The organism is Brachybacterium fresconis, assembly GCF_017876515.1.
In the GTDB taxonomy this organism is placed as follows: Bacteria; Actinomycetota; Actinomycetes; order Actinomycetales; family Dermabacteraceae; genus Brachybacterium; species Brachybacterium fresconis.
Genome location: NZ_JAGIOC010000001.1, coordinates 1,183,937 through 1,207,715 on the forward strand (window position 1 = coordinate 1,183,937; position 23,779 = coordinate 1,207,715).

The window sequence follows — 23,779 nt, forward strand, 5'->3', positions numbered from 1 at the left end:
TTCTGTGGATGCGTCCTCGCGGACGGCTGATGCCTGACCCATCGTAAGCGTCACGTCACGCAGAGGAGACGACGTGCGCGGATCGTCACGAAGCGGCGCCTCGATCCCCGGCCTCCAGGACTGCGGCCAGCGGCTCGGCCAGGGCGCCGGTCCCGGCCCCGGTGCGCACCCGGACCCGATCCAGCCCCTGCCATCTCGCGGCCCGCCCCAGCTCGGCGCCGAGCGCTTCGACCACGGCTTCGTCGGCAGGTCGCTGCCGGGCCGGCAGATGCGGGAGGTCCTCGCGGAAGGTGCCGCGCACCTCGAGCACGCCCCGGGCCCGATCGGCCTTGAGGTCGACGAGGGCCGGGATGACGTCCCCGTGCAGGAACAGCAGTGAGTAGTAGCCGGTGGTGCGGCGCGCCTCAGGGGTGTAGATGCCGATGCGGTACTCGACGTCGAAGAGATGCGACAGGCGCGGACGGTGGAAGACGAGCGGGTCGAAGGGGCTGACCAGGGCGGAGATGCGCAGCGGAGTCGGCGCCGGGGCGTCCCGGTGCAGCAGCATCTCGCGCGCTCCGGCGGGGTGCTCGACCCGGACCCGCCGCACCTCGCCGGTGGCCTCGAGAGCCTCCATGGCCGCTCGGGCCTCGCGGACCGGCACCCGGAAGTAGTCGGCCAGCGAGGCGGTCTCGGCGATGCCCAGGGATCGGGCGGCCAGGGCCATCAGCGCCCGGATCGACTCGGCCCGCTCGGGGTCCTCCGCCTCGGCCGCCGGGGCGAGGTCGTCCGCGCCGGGTGGAGCGGGCGCCCGGAGCGTTCTCGGGGCGTCCTCGGCGGCGACGTAGAGCCGTTCGAACTGGGCGCTGCGACCCACGCAGTCGAGGGTGCCGGAGCGGAAGAGGTACTCCACCGCCCACTGGCTGTCGGTGCGGCGCCATCCCCAGCCGCCTCCCCGCTCGGTGTCTCCGAGGTGGCGGGAGACGGTGGCCGCGCTGGCGGGGCCGATCTCCTCGAGCGCAGCGAGGATCTTCTCCAGCAGGTGCGGGCTGGAGGCGCCGGCCTCACGGATCGCGCCCCAGTCCCGGTGAGCCGCGGCGCGGCGGCGGAAGTCCAGCAGACCATGGACCTCGTGGGTGGCGAAGGTGGCCTCGTGCGCGAGCGCTTCACGCACCAGGCGGCCGGGGCCCGGGCGCGAGAGTCGGTCCAGCACCGCCGGATCCCAGCTGCCGGTCCGGGTGAACACCGGCAAGTGATGAGCGCGCGCGAAGACGCTGACCGAGTCGATCTGGAGCAGGTGGGTGTGCTCGAGGGTGCGGCGCAGCGCCCGACGGCTGGCGGCAGGGGCCGGGATCTCGGTGCGACGGGCACGGCCCATCCCCTGCGCGCGCAGGGCGATGCGTCGGGCCCGGGTCCAGCTGAGGGTGTCGGTCACCGGGGCACTCTCCTCGGGGTGGGCCGGGCGCTCGATGCCGCTGCGCGGGATCGGCCGGCCCAGCGACGTCGGGCGGGAGGGCGCCCTCGCGCACCTCCCGCCCGAGCGATGTCGGTGGGGATCAGGACGACTGGAGCGCCGCGTCGAGCTCGATGACGCCGTAGTTCCAGCCCTTGCGCCGGTAGACGACCTTGGGGTTGCCGGTCTCCGCGTCGACGAAGAGGAAGAAGTCGTGGCCGACGAGCTCCATCTGGTAGAGGGCGTCGTCGATGCCCATCGGGGTGGCCCGATGCTTCTTCTGGCGTATCACGACCGGGCTGCCGGCCTCGGCGAGGTCCGTCTCGGACGATGTCGGGGTCTCGGACTCCTGGGACGAGGCAGCGGGCTCCGACGGGGTCTCCTGGAGCGCTGCGGGCAGGTCCTGGTCGGCAGGCATCGTGCGCACACTCGCTCCGGGCCCCTGATGGGAGCGGTCGCGGCCGCGACGATGGTCCTTGCGCCGATCGCGAGCGCGACGGAGGCGCTCCAGCAGCTTGCCGTAGGCGATGTCCAGGGCGCCGTAGAGGTCATCGGCCCTGGCCTCCGAGCGGATCACGGAACCGTTGTCGTGCACGGTCAGCTCGACGCGATCGCTGAGCTCGGCCTGCCTGGGGTTCTTCTCCTGAGAGACCTCCACGTCCACGCGCAGAGCGGCGGGCGCGAACTGGGTGACCTTGTCGAGCTTGTCGGTGAGGTGGCGACGGAATCGGTCCGGGACGTCCATGTGGCGTCCGACGACATTGATCTCCATGAGGTGTTCTCCTCCTATCCGGATGCGGCCGCTCTGAGCCCGGCCGCAGTGGCTCATCGGCTGGGGCTGGCACCTCCTGATGAGAGGGGGCTCGTCCGATGTGACGAGTCGCACCAGCATGCCACGTTTTGCTCAACGATTCCTGGTCCTCCGTCATGACAGGTCCGGATTCGCGGGTGTCCCCGCGATTCGAACGCGTGCCGAGGCGACGACGACCGCCCCGAGGACCTGCATCCCGGCCCGTGTGAGCGCCTCGTGCATTCCTCTCAGGGTCGCGCCGGTGGTGACGACATCATCGAGGATCACCACTTTCGCGTTCTCGGCCCCGGCTCGACGGACGGCGCCGCCGGACAGACGGATGCGCCGGGTGCGGCGCTGCCGCGCTCCCCGACCCTCCTGGGCGGTGGTCGGGACCGCACGCAGCGGCAGTGCGCGCGCGGCGCCGGTGCGCCCGATCGCATGGGCCAGCTCGGTCGTGTGGTCCTCCCCGCGACGCAGCCGGGCACTGCGGCGGGACGGCACCGGGACCAGATGCGGGCGGCGCACCCCGCCCGCGACGGCGAGCGTCGTCACCGCCGGGGCGAGAGCAGGGGCGAGGCGGGAACCGAGGTGCAGCATGCCGCCGTTCTTCCAGGCGAGCACCAGGTGCTGCAGGGGTCCGGTGTACTCGCCGAGGGCGAGCACCGGCAGCACCGGGGTGTGGTCCACCCCGGCCGGGAGCGCGATGCCCTCGCGCAGCTCCGGGCGGATCCGGGCGGCGGTCAGCTCCTGCAGCGCGTCGCAGCAGGTCTCGACGCGCACCGGGCGGGCGGTGAGCATCTGCGTGCACTGCGGGCACAGCCAGGCTCCCTCGCGCCCGCAGGGGCAGCGTCGTGGCGCGACCAGGGAGCAGGTCTGCGCGGCGATCTCCCGCGCCAGGGGCAGCAGGCCCATCCGTGTCCCGGGCGTCGTGTGCGTCGTGTGCGTCGTGTCCACCAGACGATTCCATCGTCCCGCCGCTCGCCGCGCTCGGGTGGGCCGTCGGGTGTGGACGGACCCGGGATGGGGAGGACGGACGGCACGCACCCGGGCGGGTGCAGCCATCCGGGTGGACGCCACGAGCACTCCGGGATGCGCCCGCCCGGCGGCCGCCGTCCTCGGCGCGCACCGAGGGTCCTCGTGGTCAGTAGAACCAGGGGTCGTGGGCGTCGAGGTCGACCGTGGTCCATCCGCTGCTGTCGCTGCGCAGCAGCGTCCCGTCGGAGGTCCCGGCCCAGATCGATTCCCCGACGACGGTTCCGGCGATGCGGTTCACGTCTGCCCGCAGGGCGGGCAGCGGCTCGCGACCGGTGGCGAAGTCGACGACCTGGGCCCGCAGCTCCTCGGTGCCGGGATCGGAGCCCAGCACGATCACGGCGACCTCGTCGTACCAGCTGGCCTGGGTGACGTCGGCGAGGAAGGTGCGCACCTGCACCGGCTCGGTCAGGGAGAGCGGCACCCCGTCCTCATCCCGGACCACCGCGCACAGGTCGAGCCGGGAACCGCCGGCGTCCGCGGAGAGCACCACCATCCGGGTGGCGTCCGCCGCCAGGTCCAGGGTCAGCACCTCTCGGCCCTCGAGCCAGGCGGCATCGACCTTCGCATCGTCCTGCGGTCCGCTGCCGGCCAGGGCCAGCAGCACTCCGCCGCTGTGCTGCGCGGAGGTCCACACGTATCCCGCGTCGTCGATCCGGGGCGGGACGAACACGCCGCCGGTCGCCGCCTCGCGCAGCGGCACCGAGTCGTCGGTCGAGGCCACCAGCACCACCGAGGCGTCCTCGGCGAGAGCTGCGGCCAGGACGCCGTCCTGGGCGATCACCGGCGAGGTCAGCTCCCGCTCCGCGAGCGCGGGCACCTGCTGCTTCGCGGGCGCGTCGGTGCTGGGGTCCGCCAGGGAGATGACGCCGGTGGGGCCGGCGGCGATCGGACGGTGCCCCGGCAGCGCCCGGTCGACCCCGGACTCCGCGTCCGCGGTGTACTCCTCGCCGTCGCGGACCAGGCGGACCCCGGACAGGGTGCGCACCGAGCGCAGCGAGGACTCGAGCTGGGCGAGGGCCGCGGCACGGGAGGGGGCGGGCAGAGCGACGATCGCGGTGGGCACAGTGATCTCCGGCGTGCCGTCCACGCCGGTGGCGACCTCGGCGTCGGTGACCTCCGGGGTATCGGGCACCTCGCTGTGCACGGCGCCCTCGAGGAAGGCGGCGGGACCGGCCGTGAGGGCCTCGAGCACCGCCGCGGCACCGCGCTGCAGGGAGAACCAGCGGTGGTCGGGGACCAGATGGATGCCGCGGGCGTCGAGGAAGTACAGCCGGGCCGGGGCATACAGGGTCTCGAAGGCCGCCTCGGACAGGAAGATCCCGTCCGCCACCTCGCTGATCCGCCACTGATCGTCGACCAGTTCCATCGCCACCTCGACCTCCTCGTTGACCGGTCCGGCCAGCAGGCTGCGGGTGCCGGCCCCGTCCACGAGAGCGAGCACCTGGAGCACCAGCACCATCTCGGTGTCGCTGATCTCCCGGACCTCCAGCTCCTGGCTGCTGGAGTAGATCGTGATCCCCGCCCGTGGGTCCCAGTCCGGTCGCTTCTCGGCCGTGAGATAGGAGCGGGCGACGGCGAAGTTCTCCGCGGAGCCCACGCCCGCCTGGACGAAGCCGACCACGACGGCCTGCGCCGTGGCGTCCTCCGGCGGAGGCAGCGCCTGGACATAGGGAGCGCCCGGCTGAGCGCGCCCGGCCAGCGGGCGGCTGGAGACCGGGGACGAGGTCGGGATGCGGGCGCAGGCGGAGCCGAGACCGAGCACCGCGACGGCTCCGGCCGCGCGCAGGACGGATCGGCGAGCGGGGGTCATCGGTCTCCTCCGAGGGTCGGCGGTTCCTGGTCGGGGCTCGCAGCAGAGCTCGGATCCGGGCTCGTCCACGGGCTCACCTCGGGGCTCGCAGCGGATCGAGCGGGGTCGGCCAGGTCCGGGAGATCCGGCAGCAGCCCGGGACCGATCGGGATCTCCCCGGTGCTGGTCACCGAGTAGGTGCCTGCCGCGTCCAGATCCCGGTCGAAGCTGCGTTCCAGCCGCAGGGGCGAGCGGACGAACGTGCCCCCTGGTCGACGCGGCAGGGTCAGGCGGAACACGGCGCCGCGGCCCTCCTGGCCCCAGGCCTGCAGCCACCCGGTGTGCAGTCGGGCGTCCTCGACCGAGATCGACAGTCCCAGCCCGGTGCCGCCCAGGGTGCGGGCGCGGGAGGGATCGGCACGCCAGAAGCGGTCGAAGACGTGCTCGGCGGCCTCCGGAGAGATGCCGTGGCCATGGTCCTGGACGAGGACCGCGATCGCATCGTCGTTCGCGGCGGTCTGGACCAGGACCGGGCCGCCGGCGCCGTGCTCGATCGCATTGGTCAGCAGGTTCCGCAGGATCCGGTCGACACGGCGGGCGTCGACCACGGCGTCCATCCCGTGGCCGGCGAGGTGGACGTCCAGCAGGCAGCCCCGGGCGCCGGCGAGCGGACGCACATCGTCGACGGCGCGCACCACGAGCGCGTCCAGGTCCTCCCGGCGTGCCTCCAGCTCGGCGGCCCCGGCGTCGAAGCGGGAGATCTCCAGCAGGTCGCCGAGCAGCACTTCGAACCGCTCCACCTGCGCCACGAGCAGCTCGACGGTGCGCTGCAGATCATCGGGCAGCTGGGGGCGCCGCCCGTCGAGCACGGAGGACGCCATACGGATGGTGGTCAGCGGGGTGCGCAGCTCATGGGAGACATCGGAGACGAAGCGCTGCTGGAGCCGGGAGAGCTCGGTGAGGTCGTCGACCTTCTGGGCGAGGCTGCGTGCCATGTCGTTGAAGGATTCCCCCACCCGGGCCAGCTCGTCCGCCCCGGCCACCTCGACGCGGCTGTCGAGGTCGCCGCCGGCGATGCGCTCCGCGGCCTGGGCGGCGCGTTTCAGCGGCGTGGTCACCAAGCGGGCGACCACGATCGCGATGCCCACGATCAGGGCCAGGAGCACGCCGCCGCCGCCGAGGATCACGCGCTGGACGAACGCCAGGGTGTCCTGCTCCTCCTGCAGGGAGTAGACGAGATAGAGGTCGTAGGAGCCGACGCCCGGCACCATGACGCGGGTGCCGATCAGCAGGGCGGGCACCGTCCGTCCCTCGGAGTCCTGGCGGCCGATGGAGCGCCAGGAGACGGCCTCGGGATTCTCGGAGACCGCACTGGTGATCTCGTCGTCGACCTCCTCGAACAGGGTGCGGTCGGAGGAGGCGACGGGGAACACCACCCCGGAGGTCTCGACCGGGACCAGGGCGACCTCCCGCCGGTCCCCGCCCCCGCGGCCGCCGGCGGACTGGACGAAGGCGTTGACCGCGTCCTGCTGCTGGGTGCTGGTGGCACCGGAGAGCTGGGTCAGCGAATCGGTCAGCTCGCGCCGGACTTCGACGGTCTCCTCGAGCACCCGGTCGCGCCGCTGCTCATACAGACCGTCGGCGATGACGGAGGAGAGATAGGCCCCCACGGCCAGCATCGAGACGATCGACAGCAGCGTCGTCACCAGCACCACGCGCAGGGCGAGCGGCCAGCCGCGCGGGTCGACGGCCTGGATGCCCAGCGCGGCGCGGGTCTCCGGCGCCGCGCCGCGCTCGGCGGTGCTCACGGGCGGTCCGACGTGCTCAGGATGCGCCTCCGGCGCGATACCCGACGCCGCGGACCGTCACGACGATCCCGGGATTCTCCGGATCGTGCTCGATCTTCGAGCGCAGCCGCTGGACGTGCACGTTGACCAGGCGGGTGTCCGCGCTGTGGCGGTAGCCCCAGACGTCGCGCAGCAGCACGTCGCGGGTGAAGACCTGCCAGGGTTTGCGGGCCAGCTGGGTGAGCAGGTCGAACTCGAGCGGGGTCAGGGAGATCAGCTCGTCCCCGCGGCGCACCTCGTGCCCGTCGACGTCGATCATCAGGTCGCCGATGGCCAGCTGCTCGGTCGTGGGCGGATCGACCCGCCGCACCCGCGCCTTGATCCTCGCCACCAGCTCCTCGGGCTCGAAGGGCTTGGTCAGGTAGTCGTCGGCGCCGGCCTCGAGCCCTTCGACCACATCGGCGGTGTCGGTGCGGGCGGTGAGCATGAGGATCGGGACCCCCGACTCGCGGCGCAGCCGGCGGCACACCTCGATGCCGTCCATCCCGGGGAGCATGAGGTCGAGCAGGACCAGGTCGGGCCGCAGGCGCGGGAAGGTCTCCAGCGCTGAGGCACCGTCGGGGGAGGTCGCGACCTCGTAGCCCTTGCCGCGCAGAACGATGCCGACCATCTCGGCGATCGCCTGGTCGTCATCAACCACGAGGATCCGTGAAGGCGTCGTCATGGAGGTCATTGTGCCATCGCGAGAGGCCGGGGCCCCGCATCCGACCGGTGCAGGGGTGTCCGGAAGATCCGCGGTCTTCGACGTTCGTCGGATCGGTCCGCGGCTCCCGGGTCCGTAGGTTGTCCCTGAGGACATCGTCCCGGCCCGGCCATCGCGCCCGGGCGGGACCGCACTGCAGCAGGAGGACAGATGAGCACGGGATGGACCGCACCGGGATCGAGCGAGAGCTCCGACCTGCCTGCCGCCGACCACCCCGCGGAGGGTCCGGCGACGGGTCCCGGACCCGCCGGAGGCGCCCCGTCCGACGGCCCGCGACGGGAGCTGGTCCAGTCCCTGCCGCTGTTCCCCCTGCGCCCCCTCGGGCTCGGCGAGGTGCTCGGGGCCGCCGTGCGCATCTATCGGCTGCGGGCGCGGACCGTGCTCGCCCTCGCCGCCGCCGTCTACGGGGTCGCGTTCGTGATCATGACCTTCACGACCGGGGCGGGAATGATCCCGATGATGGGCGACATGCAGGCGATGATGGAGGACCCCACCTCCTCCGCCGCCTCCTCCGGGGGGACCTTCTCCGCCTCCGACACCGTGCTGACGGTCGTCTCCTCGGTGGTCTCATGGGTGATCACCATGCTGGCCGCTTCCCTAGTCACCGCGGCCCTGACCGCCGTCGCGATCGGTGAGGCCACCGGGCACACGATCACCGGCGCGCAGATGCGTGCGCGCACGCGGACGCTGGCTCTGCCCGCGATCGGGATCAGCATCCTGGTCGGGCTGCTGACTGTGATCGCCGTCGGCGTGCCCACCGCCCTCGGCGTCCTGCCGCTGGTGCTGATGCGGGAGGCGACCGTGCTGACCATCGGGGCGCTTCTCGTCGGTCTGGGGATCGGGGTGCTCGCCGCCATCTGGGTCTGGGCCCGCACCATCCTGGCCATCCCCGCGCTGGTCATCGAGGACACCGGGGTGCTCGGCTCGATCGCCAGGGCCTTCCGTCTGACCGCCGGGCGAAAGCTCTGGCGGGTGCTGGGCATCGGCGTGCTGCTCTATGTCATCTACTCGCTCGCCGTGCAGGTGCTCGCCGGGGTGTTCGGCTTCGTGGCCGGCCTCGCCTACTTCGTGATCCTGCTGGCCAGCTCGATGCAGGCCATCGTGCTCGGGATGATGGTGCTCACGGTGATCTCGATGCTCGGCTCCTACCTGGCGACGGTGCTGCTGGCGCCGTTCCTCTCGGCCGGGTTCGCAGCCCTCTACGCCGACAGCCGCATGCGCCACGAGGCGTGGGACGTCGAGCTGACGCGGCGGGCCCGGCAGAGCTGGGACGCCGACGGGAGCGGCGGGCGATGATCACCGCCGGTCCCCCGCCCGTGGACCCGGACGAGGCGCGCTCCCGCCTGCTCGATGAACTCTCGAAGTCGGAGTACGACAACTCCCCCGGGTTCCTCCAGTGGCTGCTGGGGGCGATCGAGCAATGGCTCGTCGACGTCGTCGACGGCATCGACGGCACCTCCACCACCCAGGCGGTCCTCGCCGTGCTGCTGATCGGGGTCCTGGTGGCCGTGGCCGTGCTGGTGCTGCGCCGCACCGGCCTGATCCGCCGCAACCCCTCGCTCGCGGTCGCCCCCGAGCTCGACGCCGACCCGGTGCGCTCGGCCCCCGAGCTGCGCACCGCCTCCCGGGAAGCGATCGCGGCCGGACGGACCGACGACGGCACCGTGCTGGCCCTGCGCGCCCTGGTGCGCGATCTCGAAGTGCGCACCCTGCTCGACGTCTCCGCCGGTATGACGGCCCACGAGGCGGCCTCCCGCGCCGCCCGCGCCTATCCCGATCTGCGCGGCCGCCTGCTGCGCGGGGCCGATGCCTTCGACACCGCCGCCTACTCCCACCGTGCGGCCACCGAGAAGCAGGCCGATGACCTGCTGCGCCTGGCCGACTACATCGCCGAATCGGCCCCCGACCTCGTCGCGGCCGAGACCGACGACGCCTCCGCGGCCGACGACGAGGCCGCCGAGGCCGGCCCCGGGGAGCGCCCATGAGCCCGGCGGCCCCACCGCGCACCGCTGCGCCGAGCGCCCCCGCTCCCACCATCGGCGGTGCCGCCGCACCGGGCACCACCGGCGGCACGGCCGCACCGGGTCCGGAAGCCCCTGCCGCGGAGCGCCGACGCCCCTGGCTGGTCATCCTGGTCACCCTCGCGGTGCTCGCCGCCGTCCTGGCCTCCGTCGCCCGCGGGTTCTACCGCGACGGACCGCTCGAGCCCGACGCCCCCACCGCGCAGGGCTCCAAGGCCGTGGTGCAGGTGCTCGAGGACCTCGACGTCGAGGTGGACGTGGACCGCCACACGACCGATGCCACGGAGGCGCTGCACGGCGGCGGCACGGTGCTCGTGACCGCGCCGAGCTCGCTGTCGGCCCAGCAGCTGACGACGCTGGCCGACGCCCGGGAGGCCGGGGACGGCCGCCTGGTGCTGGTCGAGCCCGACTTCGTCAGCCTGTCCTATCTCACCTCGGACATCGCCCCCGCCGGGTCCCTTCGCACCGCGACCGACCTCTCGCCCGACCCGGGCTGCGGGGACCTCGCCCACGGCGCCCGGACGCTGCACGTGCCCGGCGCCGACGGGCTGTACGGGCCCTCCACCCTCTACCGCACGTCGGGCCCGGCCCAGGGCTGCTTCGGCTCGGGCGAGGGCTCCCTGATCGCCGCCGCTGACGGGATCCTCGTCCTCGGCAGCGCGGACCTGCTGACCAACGAGGGCATCGCGGCGGCCGACAACTCCGCGCTGGCGCTGAACGCCCTGGGCAGCGCGGGCGAGCTGACCTGGTACATCCCCTCCCCCTCCGACCCGATGAGCACCTCCGGGCAGACCATCCTCGGCTACCTCCCGAGCTGGGCCGGGCCCCTGGCCCTGTGGCTGCTCGCCGTCGCCGCGATCGCCCTGATCGCGCTCGGGCGCCGCTTCGGGCCCGTCGTCGTCGAACCGCTGCCGGTCACCGTCCGCCCCCAGGAGCTCGTCCTCGGCCGGGCCCGGATGCTGCAGCAGTCCGGCTCCCGCGACGCGGCGGCCGCCTCCCTGCGCTCCGCCTCCGCCACCCGCCTCGCGGACCGCCTGGGGCTGCGCCGCGAATCCGCCCTCGAGGGCCTGCTGGCCGCCCTCGCGCCCCATGTCGACCACACCCCCGAGCAGCTCAGCGAGCTGCTCGGACCCACCCCCGTCACCAGCGACCAGGACCTCGTGCACCTCGCCCAGGACCTCGACCGTCTCGAGAAGGAGATCGACCGATGACCGACACCCCCGACGTCGACCAGGACACCCGGACGGATCTCCAGAGCCTCTCGGCCGAGATCCACAAGGGCATCGTCGGCCAGGACGCGGCCGTGACCAGCCTCGTCGTCGCCCTCCTCTGCCGCGGCCATGTGCTGCTCGAGGGCGTTCCCGGCGTGGCCAAGACGCTTCTGGTGCGGTCCCTGGCCGCCGCGCTGGACGTGCGGATGCGCCGCGTGCAGTTCACGCCCGACATGATGCCGGGCGATATCACCGGATCGCTGATCTACGACAACACCACCAGCGATCTCGTCTTCCGCGAGGGCCCCGTGTTCACCAACCTGCTGCTGGCCGACGAGATCAACCGCACCCCGCCGAAGACGCAGTCCGCCCTGCTGGAGGCGATGGAGGAGCGTCAGGTCACGGTCGACGGGGCGAGCCGGCCGCTGCCCGATCCGTTCCTGGTGATCGCCACCCAGAACCCCATCGAGTTCGACGGCACCTACACCCTGCCGGAGGCGCAGCTGGATCGCTTCCTGCTCAAGGCGGTCATGCCGCTGCCCGACCGTGAGGTGGAGGTCGACGTGCTGCGCCGGCACGCCGGCGGCTTCGACACCACCGACCTGTCCGCGATGGGGCTCGGCCCCGTGGTGGACGTCCCCTCCCTGCACAGGGCCCAGGACGACGTCGCCCGCGTCGTCGCCGAGGATCCGGTGGTCCAATACATCGTGGACGTGTGCCGCTCCACCCGCCGCTCCCCCAGCCTGTCGCTCGGCGTCTCGCCCCGCGGCGCGATCGCGCTGCTGCGCACCTCCCGCGCCTGGGCATATCTCTCCGGGCGGGACTTCATCACCCCCGACGACGTCAAGACGATGGCCCCCGCCACCCTGTCGCACCGGGTGCGCCTGACCACCGAGTCGGAGCTGGAGGGCACGCAGGTCGAATCCGTGCTGGCCGCGACCCTCGCCTCCGTGCCCGTGCCCCGCTGAGGCCTCGTCGATGAGGATCTCGCTGACCCCGCGCGCGGCCCTGGCCGCGCTGCTCGCCCTGCCCGTGATCGTGCTGTGGCCGACCTGGTGGGTGCTGCTGGCACTGCTGGCGGCGTGGGCGCTGGTGGTGCTCGCCGATGCCCTCGCGGCCCCGAACCCGAGGTCGATCCGGGTGCGCCGCGAAGCACCGATCCAGGTGCGGCTGGGCCAGGAGGTCAGCGGACGGCTGCTGCTGACCAACCCCACGCGTCGCGCCGTCTCCCTCGAGGTGCGCGACGCCTGGAATCCCACCGCCGGACTGTCGCAGCAGCGGGCCGAGCTGCGCGTCCCGGCGCTCGAACGACGCGCGATCGGGCAATCCTTCACCCCCACCCGGCGCGGCGAGCACCGTTCGCGGGTGCTGCTGATCGCCTCCCGCGGGCCCCTGGGCCTCGCCCGCCGCACCGCCCGGGCCGAGGCACCCGGCCGCCTGCTGGCCCTGCACCCCTTCGGCTCCCGCCGCCACCTGCCCTCCCGGGTGCAGCGGCTGCGGGAGATCGAGGGCCTCGCCGCGATCCACCAGCGCGGCCAGGGCACCGAGTTCGACTCGCTGCGGGACTTCGTCGACGGCGACGACGTGCGTTCGATCGACTGGCGCGCCACCGCTCGCCGTCGCAGCGTCGTGGTGCGCACGTGGCGCCCGGAGCGGGACCGGCACGTGCTGATCGTCGTGGACACCTCCCGCACCTCGGCCGGGCGGCTCGGGGAGGCGACCCGGCTGGACTCCGCGTTCGATGCGGCCCTGCTGCTGACCGCACTGGCCGGGCAGGCCGGGGACCGCGTGGACCTGCTGTGCATCGACCGCATCCCGCACGTCTCGGTGCTGGGCCGCTCGCGCACCACGGTGCTCAACGACATGGTGACCGCGACCGCGGCCGTGCATCCCGCACTGGTGGAGACCGACTGGGAACGCGCCGCAGCCACGATCTCCCAGCGGGCCCGCCGCGGCTCGCTGGTGGTGCTGCTGACCCCCGTCGAATCCTCCGTGGTCCACACCGGTCTGCTGCCCGTGGCGGCGCGCATCGCCAAGGATCATCCGCTGGTGGTCGCCTCCGTCTCCGATCCGGCCCTCGAGGAGCTCGCCGCCGGCCGGGGCGACCTGGAGTCGGTGTACCGGGCGGCGGCCGCCGAGCAGGCCCGCACCGAGCGCGGCGGAGTCTCGCGCGCGCTGGAGCGGGTCGGGGCGCACGTGGTCGATGCCCCGCCGGAGCGGGCACCGCAGTCCCTCGCGGATGCCTACCTGGCGCTCAAAGCCGCCGGGCGGCTCTGAGACGAGGCAGCTCCGAGACGCGGCGGCTCTGCGACGAGGACCTCTGGCTCCGGAACGCGGCCGCGAGGCAGGAGGTGCGGGGCGCGGAGCCTCTCACCCGGCGGTGGCGATGCTGTCGCCGACCATCTCCTCGGACAAGTCGCCCGTGATGCCACGGCGGTGCACCTGCCGGCCGCGACCGAGCATGAACACCATGAACGCCAGCCACGCCACGGCGCCGAGGCCGACCCGCACCACGGTCGGCAGGCCGCTGGGCGTCACGAAGGCCTCCAGGAAGCCGGAGACCAGCAGCACCGGCACCAGGCCGATCGCGACGGTCACCAGAGCGCGGGCGGCCTGGGACAGGGCCCACATCCGGGGCAGCGGACCCGGGCGCACCCAGGCCCAGAAAGTGCGCAGGCCGGCACCGGCACCGACGAGCACGGCGGTGATCTCGAGCAGCCCGTGCGGGAGGATGTAGACGAAGAAGGTGCCCAGACCGCCGTAGGCGCCCATCACCCCGGCGGACAGGCCGATGTTCAGCCCGTTCTGCAGCAGCATGATCACCGGCCAGATCCCGGTCGCGCCGAACACGACTGCCTGGACGGTGATCCAGGCGTTGTTCGTCCACACCTGCGCGGCGAAGCCCGAGGCCTCGCCCTCGAAGTAGTAGGAGACGAAGTCGCGCTGGGCCAGCGAGCGCTGGGCCGCCTCGGGCACCACCAGCTCTCGAGCCACCGGGTCCAGCCCGAAGTACAGCCCGGTCACGACGGCGGAGAGCAGGAAGATCCCCGCAGCGAGCGCGACGGTCCAGCGCGCCGTGTACAGGGCCGCGGGCAGGTCCTCCCACAGGAAGGTGCGGGCGTGCTTCCACAGCGGGATGCGGGCACCGGTGATCCGCAGTCGCGCGCGGTGGACCAGCAGCGACAGGTGCGCCGTCAGCGCCGGGTCCGGATTCGTCGACCGCACCGTGGACAGATGGGTGGCGGTCTCCTGGTACAGGGAGATCAGCTCGTCGATCCCGGCCGCGTCGAGGGCCCGGGCGCGGGTCAGGGTTCCGAGCCGCTCCCACTGCGGTCGGTGCACGGCGATGAAGGCGTCGGTGTCCACGCTCTCAGCGTATGACGCCGCCCGCGCCCCGACCGCCGACGAAAGTCGGAGTCGGCTCGGTCGGAAGCCGACGCTCGACGCTGACCCCGGCCGCCCCGCGGTGTCAGGATGGAGCCATGACGACGACGGGTTCCGCGACGGCCACCCCGGCCGGCCTCGACCGCGAGGCGGTGATCACGGGTGATGCCGTGCTGCTGGATCTGCGCACGGCCTCCTTCGCCGCCCGCATGCTCGCTGCCCTGATCGACGGGGCCCTGCAGCTGGGGGTCCTGGTTCTCGGCACGCTCGCGGTCTCGGTCGCCGCGGCGCGCGCGGACCTCGATGACGGGCTGGTCGCCGCCGCGATCGTGACGGTGTCGGTGCTCGCCTACGTCGGCTACCCGGTGCTCAGCGAGCTGCTGCTGCGAGGGCGTTCGGTGGGCCGGCTGGCGATGGGCACCCGGGTGGTGCGGGACGACGGCGGGCCGGTGCACGTGCGGCAGAGCCTGCTCCGCGCCGTCATGGCGATGCTGGAGATCTGGTCGACCGCCGGATCGCTCGCGCTCGCCTCGTCCGTGATCGATCGTCGCTCCCGCCGCCTCGGTGATCTGCTGGCCGGCACCGTGGTGATCCAGGAGCGCATGCGCGACCTCGAGCCCGCTCGGGTCGAGGTGCCGGAGGTGCTGAGGTCCTGGGCGGACACGGCGGACGTCGGACGGCTGCCCCTGACGCTGATGCAGGACATCCGCTCGTTCCTGCCGCGCTCGGGGTCGGTCCATCCCGCCTCGCGTCGGCAGATCTCCCGCGATCTGCTGCATCGCACCCTTCCGCACGTCGCGCCCGCGCCGCCGCCGGGCACAGATCCCGAGGAGTTCCTGGCGGCCGTGGTGGCCGAGCGCTCCCGGCGGGACGAGACACGCCTGCGACGCGCCCAGGATCGCCAGGTCGAGCTCTCGGCCGAGGTCCGTGCGGTGCCGTTCAGCGGCTGACGGGACGCGGACCGCCGGTTCGGACACGGCATCGGGGCCGGCCGTCGCTGCGGAGCCGCCGCCTCGGGCCCCCAGATCGAGAGCGTCCTCGCGTCGCGCCTCGGACCCGAGATCGAGAGTGTCCGTTCGGGCGCTTCACCAGGTGCGGAGGCGCCCACAATGACACTGTCGCTGCTCCGAGCGACGGAGGCGGAGCAGCGCGACGGCGGCGGAGCAGCGCGACGGCGGCGGAGCAGCGCGACGGCGGCTCGGGGCGGCGGCGGCACAGGGCCCAGCGGCTCAGGGCGACGACGGCGGAACAGGGCGACGGGGCGCCTCAGAGGGCCGGCGGGTCCGTCCGTCCGGCGATGAGCACCGGGATCCCGTCCTCGATCGGATGCCGACGGGCGCACCGCGTGCACCGCAGTGCCGCCTCGGCGTCGGCCAGCTCGCCCCCGCAGTCGGGACACCGCAGCCGCGAGCGCAGCCAGCCGGGCACCTCGGCACCGCCGGAGACGGTCGCCGCCCCGGCGTCATCGGTCGGCGTGGTCTCCCCGGTGGTCGCCTCCGGGGCAGCGGCACCGGAGGTGGTCGCCGCGTCCACGCCGTGTGCTCCCGCGAGATCCTCGTCCTGCACGATCGCCAGGATCTCGTCCCGGATCCGGATCATGGTGGTCTCCCGCTCCGCCTCGACGTTCAGCCGCAGCAGCGGCTCGCTGTTCGATGAGCGCAGGGAGAACCACCAGCGCTCCTCGGGGCGGGAATCTCCGTCCCAGTGCTCGACGGTCAGCCCGTCCAGGTCGTCCGTGGCCGCCTCGGGGATCCGGGCCACGTGGTCGCGCACCCGCTCCCGCGCCGCGGCCGCGTCCCGCACCCGAGAGTTGATCTCCCCGCTGGAGGGATAGGGGTCGTGCTCGGCGACCAGGGCGGAGGCCGGGGAGTCGGTCTCGGCGAGCGCCGCCAGCACGTGCAGGGCCGCGAGCATTCCGGAGTCGGCGTAGAAGAAGTCCCGGAAGTAGTAGTGCGCCGAGTGCTCCCCGCCGAACACCGCGTCGTGCTCGGCCATCAGCGCCTTGATCAGGGAGTGGCCCACCGGCGAGCGCACCGGCTCCCCGCCGGCCTCGCGCACCGTCTCGGCCACGTGGCGGGAGGAGACCATATTCGCGACGACGGCGGGACGCTCCTGGCCGGCGGCGCGGGCGCGGGTCACCTCGCGCCGGGCGATGAGCGCCGTCACAGCCGAGGGCGGGATCGGGGCGCCGGTCTCGTCGAGCACCACGCAGCGGTCGGCGTCCCCGTCGAAGGCCAGGCCGAGATCGGCCCCCTCGGCCACCACGGCCTCCTGCAGGTCGCGGAGGGTCTCGCGGTCCAGCGGGTCGGCGCGGTGGTGGGGGAAGGTGCCGTCGAGCTCGAGGTGGAGCCCGATCAGCTCGACCTGGTCCAGCGCACCGAGCACCGCGGGGGCGGTGAGCGACGCCATGGCATCGGCGGCGTCGACCACCACCCGCAGTCGGCGCCGATCGGAGACGCTCACCAGGTCGTGGAGCGTCCGGACGTAGTCGGGAAGGGTGTCCAGCTCCTGGGTGCGGCCCTCGCCGCGGGCGGGGATCTCCCCGGCGTCCAGGTAGGCCTCGGCGCCGCGGCGGATCTCCTCGAGCCCCGTCTCGCGACCGACCGGGCGCGCCTCGGGCAGGCACAGCTTCAGGCCGTTGTCCGCGGCGGGATTGTGCGAGGCGGTGACCATCACGCCGGCCGCGTGGTGGAGCCCGGAGGCGCAGTACAGCTGATCGGTCGCAGACAGTCCGGCGTCGGCGACGATCGCCCCGCGGCGGACGGCCCCCTCGATCACGGCGCGGGCCAGCTCGGGAGAGCTGAGTCGCATGTCGTGGGCGACGATCAGCGCCGGCGCCTCGAGGTGGTCCGTGAAGGCGGCGCCGAAGGCGCGGGCCACGTCGACGGTCAGCTCCTGGCCGGCGATGCCGCGCACGTCGACGGCCGTGACGATCCCGGAGAGATCTGCGCGACCAGCGTGGTCCGTCCGGGACGCGGCGGTCGGGCCGGTGGACTCAGTCATGCGTGCTCCTGATGACATGCAGGTGACGGCCGGGCTGCTCGTCCTGGTCGGCGGAGCGCCGCGGTGGCCGGGGCGAGGGCGCGGGGCCCGGCCCGGGCTCCTCGGTGGGCTCCGGCCGGGGCCTGACGGCATCGGCGAGGGCGACCAGGTCGTCGCTGACCTCGCCCCCGCTGCCGGGCACGCGCAGCAGCTCCCATCCCCGCGGGGCGGTCATGCCCGTGGCGTGCTCGCTGCACAGGTCGTAGGCATGGGGCTCGCTGCTGCGCGACAGCGGCCCCAGCACCGCCGTCGAGTCCTCGTACACGAAGGTCAAGGAGCTCACGGCCGGTCGCGAGCAGGCGGTTCTGGAGCATTCACGAGCTGGCACGTCCAGCAGTGTACGCAGGCCGCCCACCGCGGCGTCGGCGGCGCGCCCGGACCAGGGAGGGCCCGGCCGCGAGCGCTAGGGTTGCCCCATGGATGTCGCGCCGCTCCCCCCGGCCTCACCGGGTCCTCGCCCCGGGCCGCGGCGCCGTGATCGGCACGGGCGCGGCCGGCGCTGGGATCTGATCCCGCCGCACGTGCCCGGGTACCGCACGCGTCGGCAGCAGTTCGACGACACGGTCGCCGAGGCCGGGGCGGCGCTCGCCGAGCGGTTCCCCCGTCGGCTCGCGCATCTGCAGGTGCTCGTCGAGGAGGTCCCGCCGTCCGATCCCGCCCCCTGGGAGGACGCGACCGTGCTGCTGGGGCGGGCGCTGCCGCCGACGCGCGAGCATCCTGCACGGGTGATCGTCTACCGCCGTCCGGTCCAGACCCGGTGCCTCGGGGAGCTGGAGCTGGAGACACTGGTGCGCCAGGTGCTGGCCGAGCAGATCGGCTCGCTGCTGAACATCCCCCCGGAGGACGTGGACCCCGACGCCTGGCTCGAGTGACGCGGTCCGCGACACACCCGGTCCAGCGCGACGCACCTGCTCCTGCGCGGCGTGCCCGGCCCTGCGCGACATGCCTGCTCCTGCGCGGCGAGCCCGGTCCTACTCGGTGAGCCGCACCGTCAGGGTCTCGGCGTCCAGCTGGGCGGAGGGCACCGGCAGCGAGGAGATGAGGTCTCCCCCGTTCCCGTCGTCCTCGCGCTGCATCCATCCGGCGTGGACGGCTCCGGGGGTGCTGGGCACGACCGTGAGCGCCCGGGTGCGCATGCTGTCGATCGCCAGCTCCTGCCAGGGGACGACGCCGGAGGTGCCCGCGTCGAGGTCGACCTCGACCGGGGTGCCGGCGGTGCCGTCCGCTCCGATCGGCACCACCGTGACGCTCGCGTCCTCCGTGGCGGCCAGGGTCAGAGCGCCGACCGCGCCTTCCGGCGGCAGAGCCAGCAGGCCGCTCGTGCTCAGGGCGGGGGCCGGGCTGACCAGGGCGAAGTCGACCGGGGCCGCGACGGTGTCTCCCGGGAGGTCCTGGCCGGTGGCGGCGGTGCGGGCGACGGCGAGCACCGGGTCCTGCGAGCGGACGGAGACCGAGTAGGCCCCGTCCGCCAGGGACGGGAGCGGCACCGGGACCACGGCCCCGGCGGGGACGTCGACGTCCTCGGCGGCGTCGGCGACCGGGCCGTCCGGCCCGGTCACCTCGATGCTCGCCGTGGTGTCCGCGCCGCGGGGATTGGCCAGCACCACGGTCGGCGTCCCTCCGGTGACCTCGAGGCCCGGCAGCACCTGCTCGACGGCGGCGGAGGGCAGCGGGGAGAGGATCTCGGCTCCCCCGGGCGTGAGGCCGTCGCGCTGCGTGGTCTGGACGTGCATCGACAGCGGGGCGCCGAGCACGGAGGCGTGCACGCCGATGGCGTCGTGACCTCCGGCCACGGATTCCAGCAGCACCCGCTCCTCGCCCCCCGGGGCGACGGTGACCTGGCTGCGGCCCTCCATCGGGGCCGGGCCGTCCTCGGTCCAGATCTGCACCGAGGCGGTCGCCGGGCGCTGGGTCGGGTTGTGCAGGACGAGGACGGAGCTGTCCCCGCGGGCGGTCGAGACGCCGAGGAAGGAGGCATCCGTGGTGGGCTCCTCGCAGCGGCTCAGGGCCAGCGAGCGGAAGTCCCCGCTGGTGGTGACGCTGGACTGCACGGCATCGGCGACGGGGCGGGACCCTTCGGCGGCGGCCGCCTGCACCGAGGGGGTCTGCTCGATCTCCCCGAGCGTCTGGACGCCGACCCCCAGCGTCGAGGCGGCGGTCGCGTCCTCGAGGGTGCTTCCGTCGCCGTCCACGGTGGTCAGGGACGGTGCGCGGGCGCTGCCATCGGCCTGCTGCTGTGTCTCGGATCCGCTCACGGTGCCGAACAGCAGTGAGGAGTCTGTCTCCAGCGCCACGGAGTTCAGTCCGATCGAGTCGCTCGGCGGCGTCAGCGCGAGCTCGTCGTCGGCTCCCCCGGTGAACAGTCCTTCGGGGATCTGCAGCGGGCCCGGGCAGCGCAGCGTGCTCGGCCCGGGCTGGGACCGGGTCTCGGCCCGGGTCACCGCCGTGGTCTCGGGCGGGGGCGAGACGCTGACGGCGCCGACGGCCGCGGCCAGCGGGATCAGGGCGGCCACGGCCAGCACCGGACGCGCCCGTCCGCGGCGCGGGGCCCGGGCCTCGGAGGCATCGGCCTCATCGTCCAGCGGGCCGGGATCGTTCTCAGCCATACATCTCCTCCGCGGAACGGGTGCGCGCGCGCCAGGGGATCGAGATCAGCACGGTCAGGGCGATCGTGGCGTACAGCAGGATCTGCCACAGGAGCCGGGCGGGCTGCTCGCGGTGGATGTCGATCTGACCGCTCTGACCGGCCGGGACGATGAACCCCTGGGCCCAGTCGTCGACCGCGACCGGCTCGAGCTCGGCGCCGTCGAGGGTCGCCCGCCACTGGCTGTCGTGGCGTTCGGACAGCAGCACGGTCCGTTCCGCGTCGGCGGTCGGGATCTCCCCCGTGGCGCCGATGACGCCGCTGGACAGGGCGACGGGCTCCTCGCCGCCGAGCACGACGGCGCGCGGCGCCGCGTCGATCACGCGCCACATGCCACCCCGGCTGCCCTCGGTGACCTTCTCCAGCAGCGTGGAAGCGTCCAGGGTGGACACGAGCTCCGTCTGCTCGCCGGTGTCCCCCTCGACGACGACGTAGCCGATGGCGAGCGCCGAGGTGGCCTCTTCACCGTCGGCCCCGGGATCCGCCCCGGTGGACAGCATCCGCGCCACGGCCTGGCGCAGGGCGGCGTCGGCGGGGTCCTCGTCGATCGCGGCCCCGGTCCCGACGGTGTCCACGGCCCGGGCATCGGCGATCGCCGCGTGCTGGATCACCGTGTCCCCGCCGTGGACGACGAGGCGAGCGGTGACGGAGGCGTCCTCCTGCTGGTCCAGCACGAGCACGCGGCTGCGGGCATCGGTGCGGCCCTGGTCGGCGGCTGCTGCGGGGACCTCCCCGCCCTCGACGCGGTCCAGGCGGAGCTGGCCGGGCAGCAGGAGCGTCCACCCGACCACCGTGACGACGCACACGGCGGCGACCAGGGTGCCGATCACGCCGGTGATCGCGCGCCGTCCGGGGCCGTCGCCCGCCTCGCGCCGGGCGAGGGCGTCGAAGCTCGCGGCGGCGCCGGCGGACAGCGCCAGCAGCGTCGCGCTGAGCAGAGCGTGCAGCGGGGCCGGGGCGAGCTGATCTCCGGCGACGGCCACCGGGACCTCGCGCACCAGCAGCACCGTCATCAGGCCCACGGCGGCCAGCAGCACGCTGAAGCGGCCGGCCCGGCCGGCGTTCCCCGCAAGCCACGGGGCGGCGAGCGCGCCGAGGACGACGGGGACCACCGGGAGCATCGGCAGCAGCAGCGCGCCGGTCGCCCCGAGCATCGGGGTGAGCTGGTCCTGGAGCCCGGACGCGACGGGCCACAGCGACAGCAGGTCCGTGGTCGTCGTGGTGCCGGCGCGCGCGGGCACCCCGCTGACGGCCAGCAGCGTCTCGGGGTGGCCGAGGTAGACGGGCACGTACGGGGCGTGCAGGGCGAGCGAGGGCAGCAGCACCCACAGCAGGCGCAGCCGCCGTCCCGGCACGGTCAGCGCGATCAGGACGAGGGCGAGGGCCGCCAGCAGCACCAGGACGGGCTGGACCGCTCCGATCACCAGCAGCAGCAGCCCGCCGGCGGCAGCCGCGGAGACGCTGGCCTGGGATGCCTTGTGCGGCAGCCCGACGGCGCGCCCCACGGCGAGGGCGAGCAGCGGAAGCAGAGCGTGGACGAGCAGCAGCGGCCAGGCCCCGACGGCGAGGGCCGCGATGAGCGAGGGGGCCAGCGCCCAGACGGTCGCGATCACCAGGCGCGCCCCGACGGCACGGGTGATCGCCCCGGCGGCCCACCAGGCCGCGAGCGCGCTGACCGGCACGACCGCGAGGACGACGGCCTCCACCAGGGTCGAGCCGGTGATCGGCAGATGACCCAGCAGACGCAGCAGCGGATCGCCCGGTCCGCGCTCCCCCAGGCCGCCCGGGATCCAGGTGGACCAGGCGGCCTCCCAGGCCGCGGTCCAGTTCTCGGGCAGCGCGCGCAGACCGGGCCCGGTCAGCTCGCCCCGACCGAAGAGGCGGCGCAGCGCCGCCAGGCCGAGCACGGTCGCGGACAGCGCGACGACGACGCTCCAGACGGTGTGGCGGCCGTAGTCGGCGTCGTCCACGCCGTGGTGGGTCCCGGCGATACCCCAGGTGGTGCGCCGGATGCGGCGGCGACGGTCGTCGTCGGCGAACACGCGGGTCCAGACGTTCTCGAGACGTCGGCGCGCCCCCTCGCCCCGGGGCAGGTACAGGGGAGCGAGGCGTCCGGCGGGAACCCGGGCCCGACGCCGGTCACGCAGCCCGCGGGAGAGCACCCGGCGCACCCGCGGCATCGCCGCCGCCCAGGCCCGCAGCTCCATCCCGGCCCGCCGGGGCTGGGAGGCGGCGACCGCTCCGATCATGCGGGCGAGCGTGACCAGGGGAAGCAGCAGGAACAGCCCCAGCGCCATGAGCAGGGAGCGGTGCTTGAGCTGGACCAGCATCCTGCCGGTGCCCTGCTCCCGCAGCCGCTCGAGGCGGGGGCGGGTCGGTCGGGGGAACAGCACGCGCGCAGAGGACTGCACCGCGACCCGCTCGCCGGAGCGCCACACACGGCGGCACAGGTCGATCTCGGCCCAGGGGGCGGGGAGGTCGGGATCGAGCCCGCCGACCTCCCGCAGGGTCTGCTCGCGGATCAGCATCCCGGGCAGGGCGACGCCGAGGACGTCCTGGCGCCAGTCCGCCTGTCCCTGATCGATCTCGCCTGGGTCCACACCGGTGATGATGTGTCCGCCGTGGGTCAGCGTGAGGCCGACGTCGACGAGCACGTCGGCTCCGTCCGCGGTGAGGTCCTGCTCCGGCTCGTCGGCCCCGGCCGTGCCCGCTGCGGGTCCGGACGTGCCCGCTGCGGCCACGGCCGTGCCCTCTGCGGGTCCGGACGTGCCCGCTGCGGATCCGGGGGTGCTGCGGCGGACGCGCTTGGCCCCGACCACGCCGGTGGTGGGGGCGTCGGCGACCATCGCGAGCTGCTGCTCGAGCGCGGTCAGGGCCGGAGTGGAGCCGTCGACGACGAACCACAGCCAGCTCTCGTCGTCTACCCCTGCGGCCAGACCGGCGCGGCGCCCGGGCCGGGAACGCTCCTCGCGCAGTCGCTGCGGGATCCGGGCGAGGTCCTCGGCCTGCTGGGTGCGTCGTCGTTCGACGCTGGCGCTGTCGACCGCGCGGGCACGGCGGCCGCTTCGGCGGTTCGCGCGGTCCGTCCCCGAGTCCGCACCGCGTTCGTCCGCGGCGCTCCCCTCCGGCGCGGGCTCGTGGCCGTGGGAGAGATGGTCGAGGGTCTCGCGCACGGCGCCGGAGCGCCCGACGGAGCCCGCCGTCATCAGGACGTCGTCGACGGTGCCGTCGCCGAGCTGCTGGTCGAGGGCCGCCAGGACGGCGTCGGGGAGATCGGTGGGGGCGAGGACGAGCACCCGGTCAGCGGGTCGGGTCTGCCCGACCAGCGCTTCGACGCTCGCGCGATGGGACCCTTCGGACGTCGACCCGCTCAGCAGGACGACAGCGGTGACATGGGGCTGACTCACCGAGGGACGTCGTCAGACCGCCCGGCGCTTGAGCTTGCGACGCTCACGCTCCGACAGTCCGCCCCAGATCCCGAAGCGCTCATCGTTCTCCAGCGCGTACTCGAGGCACTCGGCACGCACCTCGCAGGAGACGCACACCTTCTTCGCCTCACGCGTGGAACCACCCTTCTCCGGGAAGAATGCTTCCGGATCCGTCTGCGCGCACAGGGCGCGCTCCTGCCACGACATCTCGACGTCCTCAAGGTCCTCGAGGTCGTGCCATGAGGTGCCGGATTCGTCGGCGCCCTGCCCGGCGAGGTCGAGCAGGGACAGTTCCGCACGTGCGTCATCCTTGACCTGTTCGTCGTCCATCGCCACCTCTCCTTCCACTGCTGATGACCACCGAAGGCCTGTTGCGGCCCTAAAATACACCCGTGTAGTTATGGGGCGTCAAGCGCGCTCGGCGCGCCGCGCCCCTCCGACCGACCGAAT

General features: G+C 73.9%; 19 protein-coding genes. 7 read left to right on the plus strand and 12 right to left on the minus strand.

Annotated elements, in window-relative coordinates:
• Nucleotides 1–85: 85 nt before the first annotated feature.
• From JOF44_RS05445 to mtrA, 6 genes are all read right to left on the minus strand, one after another.
• Complete coding sequence (locus tag JOF44_RS05445) at nt 86–1,414, minus strand: winged helix-turn-helix domain-containing protein (RefSeq protein WP_209888319.1); 1,329 nt, start codon at nt 1,412–1,414, stop codon at nt 86–88.
• Nucleotides 1,415–1,535: 121 nt separating this feature from the next.
• Nucleotides 1,536–2,204 (minus strand): ribosome hibernation-promoting factor, HPF/YfiA family, encoded by a 669-nt coding sequence (gene hpf / locus JOF44_RS05450; RefSeq protein WP_209888322.1) that lies wholly within the window; start codon nt 2,202–2,204, stop codon nt 1,536–1,538.
• Between the two features lie 153 nt (nt 2,205–2,357).
• Nucleotides 2,358–3,179: a ComF family protein gene (locus JOF44_RS05455; protein ID WP_342591673.1), complete on the minus strand. Its 822-nt coding sequence runs from the start codon at nt 3,177–3,179 to the stop codon at nt 2,358–2,360.
• 187 nt (nt 3,180–3,366) lie between these two features.
• Complete coding sequence (locus tag JOF44_RS05460; RefSeq protein WP_209888325.1) at nt 3,367–5,070, minus strand: LpqB family beta-propeller domain-containing protein; 1,704 nt, start codon at nt 5,068–5,070, stop codon at nt 3,367–3,369.
• Nucleotides 5,067–6,857, minus strand: coding sequence for an MtrAB system histidine kinase MtrB (mtrB, locus tag JOF44_RS05465; RefSeq protein WP_209888328.1), 1,791 nt, complete (start codon nt 6,855–6,857; stop codon nt 5,067–5,069). Before mtrB ends, JOF44_RS05460 begins: the two co-directional genes overlap by 4 nt.
• Before the next feature lie 16 nt (nt 6,858–6,873).
• Nucleotides 6,874–7,569: an MtrAB system response regulator MtrA gene (gene mtrA, locus JOF44_RS05470; protein WP_083713335.1), complete on the minus strand. Its 696-nt coding sequence runs from the start codon at nt 7,567–7,569 to the stop codon at nt 6,874–6,876.
• Nucleotides 7,570–7,749: 180 nt separating this feature from the next.
• Here mtrA and JOF44_RS05475 point away from each other — a divergent pair, with 180 nt between their 5' ends.
• The 5 genes from JOF44_RS05475 to JOF44_RS05495 are packed head-to-tail and all read left to right on the plus strand — an operon-like array spanning nt 7,750 to nt 13,108.
• Complete coding sequence (locus JOF44_RS05475; RefSeq protein ID WP_209888331.1) at nt 7,750–8,895, plus strand: glycerophosphodiester phosphodiesterase; 1,146 nt, start codon at nt 7,750–7,752, stop codon at nt 8,893–8,895.
• Nucleotides 8,892–9,584 carry a DUF4129 domain-containing protein gene (locus JOF44_RS05480; protein WP_209888335.1) on the plus strand — a complete coding sequence of 231 codons (693 nt, stop codon included), beginning with the start codon at nt 8,892–8,894 and terminating at the stop codon, nt 9,582–9,584. The genes JOF44_RS05475 and JOF44_RS05480 overlap by 4 nt, the downstream gene beginning before the upstream one ends.
• Complete coding sequence (locus JOF44_RS05485) at nt 9,581–10,831, plus strand: DUF4350 domain-containing protein (RefSeq protein WP_209888337.1); 1,251 nt, start codon at nt 9,581–9,583, stop codon at nt 10,829–10,831. The genes JOF44_RS05480 and JOF44_RS05485 overlap by 4 nt, the downstream gene beginning before the upstream one ends.
• Complete coding sequence (locus tag JOF44_RS05490) at nt 10,828–11,799, plus strand: AAA family ATPase (protein WP_245348861.1); 972 nt, start codon at nt 10,828–10,830, stop codon at nt 11,797–11,799. The genes JOF44_RS05485 and JOF44_RS05490 overlap by 4 nt, the downstream gene beginning before the upstream one ends.
• Nucleotides 11,800–11,809: 10 nt before the next feature.
• Nucleotides 11,810–13,108 carry a DUF58 domain-containing protein gene (locus JOF44_RS05495; protein WP_209888340.1) on the plus strand — a complete coding sequence of 433 codons (1,299 nt, stop codon included), beginning with the start codon at nt 11,810–11,812 and terminating at the stop codon, nt 13,106–13,108.
• Nucleotides 13,109–13,201: 93 nt separating this feature from the next.
• Here the strand turns inward: JOF44_RS05495 and JOF44_RS05500 are convergent, their stop codons facing one another.
• The gene (locus JOF44_RS05500) at nt 13,202–14,197 is read right to left on the minus strand and encodes a stage II sporulation protein M (RefSeq protein ID WP_209888343.1); all 996 of its coding nucleotides are present in this window, start codon (nt 14,195–14,197) and stop codon (nt 13,202–13,204) included.
• A gap of 116 nt (nt 14,198–14,313) precedes the next feature.
• On the opposite strand from JOF44_RS05500, the gene JOF44_RS05505 reads away from it, so the two are divergent.
• On the plus strand, nt 14,314–15,165 hold the full coding sequence (locus tag JOF44_RS05505; RefSeq protein ID WP_209888346.1) for an RDD family protein: 852 nt from the start codon (nt 14,314–14,316) through the stop codon (nt 15,163–15,165).
• A 316-nt stretch (nt 15,166–15,481) separates the two neighbouring features.
• Here the strand turns inward: JOF44_RS05505 and JOF44_RS05510 are convergent, their stop codons facing one another.
• Both JOF44_RS05510 and JOF44_RS05515 read right to left on the minus strand, forming a co-directional pair.
• A complete protein-coding gene (locus JOF44_RS05510) occupies nt 15,482–17,218 on the minus strand; it encodes a phosphomannomutase/phosphoglucomutase (protein ID WP_209888348.1) in 1,737 nt (578 codons plus the stop codon).
• Nucleotides 17,211–17,612 carry a DUF3499 domain-containing protein gene (locus JOF44_RS05515; RefSeq protein ID WP_425351031.1) on the minus strand — a complete coding sequence of 134 codons (402 nt, stop codon included), beginning with the start codon at nt 17,610–17,612 and terminating at the stop codon, nt 17,211–17,213. Before JOF44_RS05515 ends, JOF44_RS05510 begins: the two co-directional genes overlap by 8 nt.
• Nucleotides 17,613–17,673: 61 nt before the next feature.
• On the opposite strand from JOF44_RS05515, the gene JOF44_RS05520 reads away from it, so the two are divergent.
• The gene (locus tag JOF44_RS05520) at nt 17,674–18,129 is read left to right on the plus strand and encodes a metallopeptidase family protein (protein ID WP_209888350.1); all 456 of its coding nucleotides are present in this window, start codon (nt 17,674–17,676) and stop codon (nt 18,127–18,129) included.
• Between the two features lie 99 nt (nt 18,130–18,228).
• On the opposite strand, the gene JOF44_RS05525 is transcribed toward JOF44_RS05520, so the two are convergent.
• The 3 genes from JOF44_RS05525 to JOF44_RS20945 are packed head-to-tail and all read right to left on the minus strand — an operon-like array spanning nt 18,229 to nt 23,659.
• Nucleotides 18,229–19,863: a DUF5719 family protein gene (locus tag JOF44_RS05525; protein ID WP_245348862.1), complete on the minus strand. Its 1,635-nt coding sequence runs from the start codon at nt 19,861–19,863 to the stop codon at nt 18,229–18,231.
• Nucleotides 19,856–23,308: a hypothetical protein gene (locus JOF44_RS05530; protein WP_209888352.1), complete on the minus strand. Its 3,453-nt coding sequence runs from the start codon at nt 23,306–23,308 to the stop codon at nt 19,856–19,858. Before JOF44_RS05530 ends, JOF44_RS05525 begins: the two co-directional genes overlap by 8 nt.
• A gap of 12 nt (nt 23,309–23,320) precedes the next feature.
• Complete coding sequence (locus JOF44_RS20945) at nt 23,321–23,659, minus strand: WhiB family transcriptional regulator (RefSeq protein ID WP_281067078.1); 339 nt, start codon at nt 23,657–23,659, stop codon at nt 23,321–23,323.
• Nucleotides 23,660–23,779: the final 120 nt, after the last annotated feature.

What these genes read in the sequence shown, in the direction of transcription:
- hpf (WP_209888322.1), bottom strand. Translation starts at nt 2,204, where the DNA reads ATGGAGATCAATGTCGTCGGACGCCACATGGACGTCCCGGACCGATTC.
- JOF44_RS05460 (WP_209888325.1), bottom strand. Translation starts at nt 5,070, where the DNA reads ATGACCCCCGCTCGCCGATCCGTCCTGCGCGCGGCCGGAGCCGTCGCG.
- mtrA (WP_083713335.1), bottom strand. Translation starts at nt 7,569, where the DNA reads ATGACCTCCATGACGACGCCTTCACGGATCCTCGTGGTTGATGACGAC.
- JOF44_RS05475 (WP_209888331.1), top strand. Translation starts at nt 7,750, where the DNA reads ATGAGCACGGGATGGACCGCACCGGGATCGAGCGAGAGCTCCGACCTG.
- JOF44_RS05480 (WP_209888335.1), top strand. Translation starts at nt 8,892, where the DNA reads ATGATCACCGCCGGTCCCCCGCCCGTGGACCCGGACGAGGCGCGCTCC.
- JOF44_RS05485 (WP_209888337.1), top strand. Translation starts at nt 9,581, where the DNA reads ATGAGCCCGGCGGCCCCACCGCGCACCGCTGCGCCGAGCGCCCCCGCT.
- JOF44_RS05490 (WP_245348861.1), top strand. Translation starts at nt 10,828, where the DNA reads ATGACCGACACCCCCGACGTCGACCAGGACACCCGGACGGATCTCCAG.
- JOF44_RS05495 (WP_209888340.1), top strand. Translation starts at nt 11,810, where the DNA reads ATGAGGATCTCGCTGACCCCGCGCGCGGCCCTGGCCGCGCTGCTCGCC.
- JOF44_RS05505 (WP_209888346.1), top strand. Translation starts at nt 14,314, where the DNA reads ATGACGACGACGGGTTCCGCGACGGCCACCCCGGCCGGCCTCGACCGC.
- JOF44_RS05510 (WP_209888348.1), bottom strand. Translation starts at nt 17,218, where the DNA reads ATGACTGAGTCCACCGGCCCGACCGCCGCGTCCCGGACGGACCACGCT.
- JOF44_RS05520 (WP_209888350.1), top strand. Translation starts at nt 17,674, where the DNA reads ATGGATGTCGCGCCGCTCCCCCCGGCCTCACCGGGTCCTCGCCCCGGG.
- JOF44_RS05525 (WP_245348862.1), bottom strand. Translation starts at nt 19,863, where the DNA reads ATGGCTGAGAACGATCCCGGCCCGCTGGACGATGAGGCCGATGCCTCC.
- JOF44_RS20945 (WP_281067078.1), bottom strand. Translation starts at nt 23,659, where the DNA reads ATGGACGACGAACAGGTCAAGGATGACGCACGTGCGGAACTGTCCCTG.